Genomic DNA, 2,958 nt, shown 5'->3' with positions numbered 1-2,958 from the left:
CGCGGGCGACCTCACCAAATGGCTGGCCGCCCGCGACTTCTAAAACACGGCCTAGGCGGGCGGGGCGAACCCGGTCCCGCGTGCGGGCGGCTGTACGGCTGCCACGTGGGCCGGAGCCGCCGGCGCGAGCGGAGCCACGGCCGGCGCGACCGCCGGCATCACCGGCATCCCGCCGTACGGAACAGGTGCGGGGGCGGGCGCCGGGGCAGCAGCAGCGTTACGGGTGAAGGCCCGGGCCGCGTCCCGCGACTGCCGCTCGTGCACCACCGCCATCAGGAACGCGGCCGCGGGCACCCCGGCCGGCGGCGGCGCCCCGGTCCGCGCCACCAGATCGTCCGCGAGCCGCGCCGCCATCGCCGCACCCACCTGCGGGTCCAGCTGGTTCATCCGCGTCAGGTACTGCCGTATCGCCAGCCACAGCCCGTCCGGCACCGCCGACAGGTCCAGCCCCGAGAACCGCCCCGCCAGCCACGGCGGCGGAGGCGGCACCGGCATCACCCGCGCCCCGGGCACCCGCTCCCGTATGACGAGGGCGCCCGCGAAGACGTCCCCGAGCCGCCGCCCGCGCGCCGACACCAGCGAGGCGATGCACGCCACGGCACCGAAGGTGCCCAGCAGCTCGATGACCCCCATCGCCCCGCGCACCAGCGCGTGCCGGAACCGGATCGGCCCGCCGTCGTCCCGCACCACCCGCAGCCCGCACGCGAGCTTGCCCAGCGACCGCCCGTGGCTCAGCGTCTCCACGGCGATCGGCACGCCGACGAGCACCAGGACGAAGGACCCGACCTGTACGGCAGCCCGCGCCGCGGTGTCCATCGAGGCCAGGGCGAAGGTCAGTCCCAGCGAGACGAGCAGGTACCCGGTGACGTACACGAGCAGGTCGAGCAGCACCGCCAGCGCCCGGCTCGGCAGCCTCGCCGGCCGCAGCCCCAGGACGACCGCGTCCCCCGTCACCAGATCGCTCACCGATGCACACCCTTCACGTGACCTGACCCGCCCCTTCGGCATCCAGTCTGCCAAGCTGACCACAGAACGAGCAGGAAAAATCAGGGGACCGGCAGCGGACCAGGGGCAGGGGAGCGCCAACCAGATGGATCTCGACGTCTTCGTGGCGGCCCACCGGGCGGAGTGGGACCGGCTGGAGCAGCTCCTGGGCCGCGGCCGCAAACTCACCGGAGCCGAGGCGGACGAACTCGTCGCGCTCTACCAGCGGACCTCCACCCACCTCTCCCTCATCCAGTCCAGCACCCCCGACCCGATGCTCACGGGCCGCCTGACCCAGCTCGTCGCGCGCGCCCGCGCCACGGTGACCGGCGCCCGCCGCGGCGGCTGGCGCGACGCGGCCCGGTTCTTCACCGCCGGCTTCCCGGCGGCCGTCTACCGCAGCCGCCGCTGGTGGGTGCCGACCGCGCTGATCTCCATCGCCACAGGCGTGCTCATCGGCTGGTGGATCGCCACCCACCCCGAGGTCCGGGGCGCCATCGCGGCTCCCGAGGACCTCATGGCGATGACGAAGCCGGGCGGCGAGTACGAGACGTACTACTCCAGCCACCCGGCGGCCTCCTTCGCCGCCCAGGTATGGACGAACAACGCCCAGGCGGCCGCGATGTGCCTGGTGCTGGGCGCCTTCCTGGGTCTGCCCGTGCTCTGGATCCTCTTCCTGAACATGGCCAACCTCGGCGTCGGCATCGGCCTGATGGCTTCCGCCGGCCGCCTCGACGTCTTCCTCGGCCTGATCCTCCCGCACGGCCTCCTCGAACTGACGGCCGTCTTCGTCGCCGCGGGTACGGGCCTGCGCCTGGGCTGGACGGTCATCGACCCCGGCCCCCGCACCCGTCGCGAGGCCCTCGCGGAACAGGGCCGCGCCGCCCTCGGCATGGCCATAGGACTGGCGGCGGTCCTCTTCGTCTCGGGCCTGATCGAAGGCTTCGTCACCCCCTCCGGCCTGCCCACCTGGGCCCGCATCGCCATCGGCGTCAGCGCCGAGGCCGCCTTCCTCCTGTACGTCTACGTCCTGGGCGGCCGCGCCTCCCGCGAGGGAGAGGTCGGCGACGTGGAAACGGCGGACCGGACGGCCACCCTGCCCACCGCGGCCTGATGTGCGTACGAGCCCACTGAGCTGCTAGTCTCCTCGTCGTCCCGCGAACACTGTTGACACGGTCGCCGTGGGGAGGTAGATTCGAACGGTTGCCTCGAACTGGACAAGTTCGTCAGCGATGGTTTAACATCTCTCTCGCCCGCAGGAATTGAATTCCAAGCGGGCACACTCGACTCTCCATTCAGAGATCCGAAGCCGGGAAATCCGGTGGAAAACTTCTGATAGAGTCGGAATCGCCGAAAAGGAAAAGCGCGAAAGCGAAGATCCTGGAAAGCGAAACCCGCTTCGACCGGGAATCGGACACGAAAGAGTCTGATAGAGTCGGAGACACAAGAACGAAGGAAGCGCCCGGAGGAAAGCCCGAGACGATGTACTGCGGGTGAGTACAAAGGAAGCGTCCGTTCCTTGAGAACTCAACAGCGTGCCAAAAATCAACGCCAAAAGTTGATACCCCGTCCATTTCGGTGGATGAGGTTCCTTTGAAAAAGACCTGTAGGGCTTCCTTGTGAAGTACGTGCAGGCAATTACACAGCGAGGACGCAGTGGACGGTCGGTCTTATTCCGACATGACTGTCCCGCTCTAAGTGCGTGTGCACCCGATTACGGGTAAACATTCATGGAGAGTTTGATCCTGGCTCAGGACGAACGCTGGCGGCGTGCTTAACACATGCAAGTCGAACGATGAAGCCCTTCGGGGTGGATTAGTGGCGAACGGGTGAGTAACACGTGGGCAATCTGCCCTTCACTCTGGGACAAGCCCTGGAAACGGGGTCTAATACCGGATAATACTCCTGCCTGCATGGGCGGGGGTTGAAAGCTCCGGCGGTGAAGGATGAGCCCGCGGCCTATCAGCTTGTTGG

2 protein-coding genes and 1 rRNA gene are annotated in these 2,958 nt (G+C 68.5%); 2 read left to right on the top strand and 1 reads right to left on the bottom strand.

Annotated elements, in window-relative coordinates; genetic code table 11:
- Positions 1 to 51 precede the first annotated feature (51 nt).
- Positions 52 to 966, bottom strand: a complete 915-nt coding sequence (locus ACFWBF_RS37175; RefSeq protein ID WP_385609254.1) for an RDD family protein — start codon at positions 964 to 966, stop codon at positions 52 to 54.
- Positions 967 to 1,090: 124 nt separating this feature from the next.
- On the opposite strand from ACFWBF_RS37175, the gene ACFWBF_RS37170 reads away from it, so the two are divergent.
- Together ACFWBF_RS37170 and ACFWBF_RS37165 are read left to right on the top strand one after the other, a co-directional pair.
- Positions 1,091 to 2,098, top strand: a complete 1,008-nt coding sequence (locus tag ACFWBF_RS37170) for a stage II sporulation protein M (RefSeq protein WP_385609253.1) — start codon at positions 1,091 to 1,093, stop codon at positions 2,096 to 2,098.
- A gap of 613 nt (positions 2,099 to 2,711) precedes the next feature.
- Positions 2,712 to 2,958, top strand: a 16S ribosomal RNA gene (locus tag ACFWBF_RS37165); the annotation flags it as partial.

Origin of the sequence: Streptomyces sp. NPDC060028 (genome assembly GCF_042736725.1) — a bacterium.
Lineage (GTDB): Bacteria > Actinomycetota > Actinomycetes > Streptomycetales > Streptomycetaceae > Streptomyces.
The sequence above is the reverse complement of the archived record's forward strand: the minus strand, read 5'-3'. Positions and strand labels throughout refer to the sequence as shown.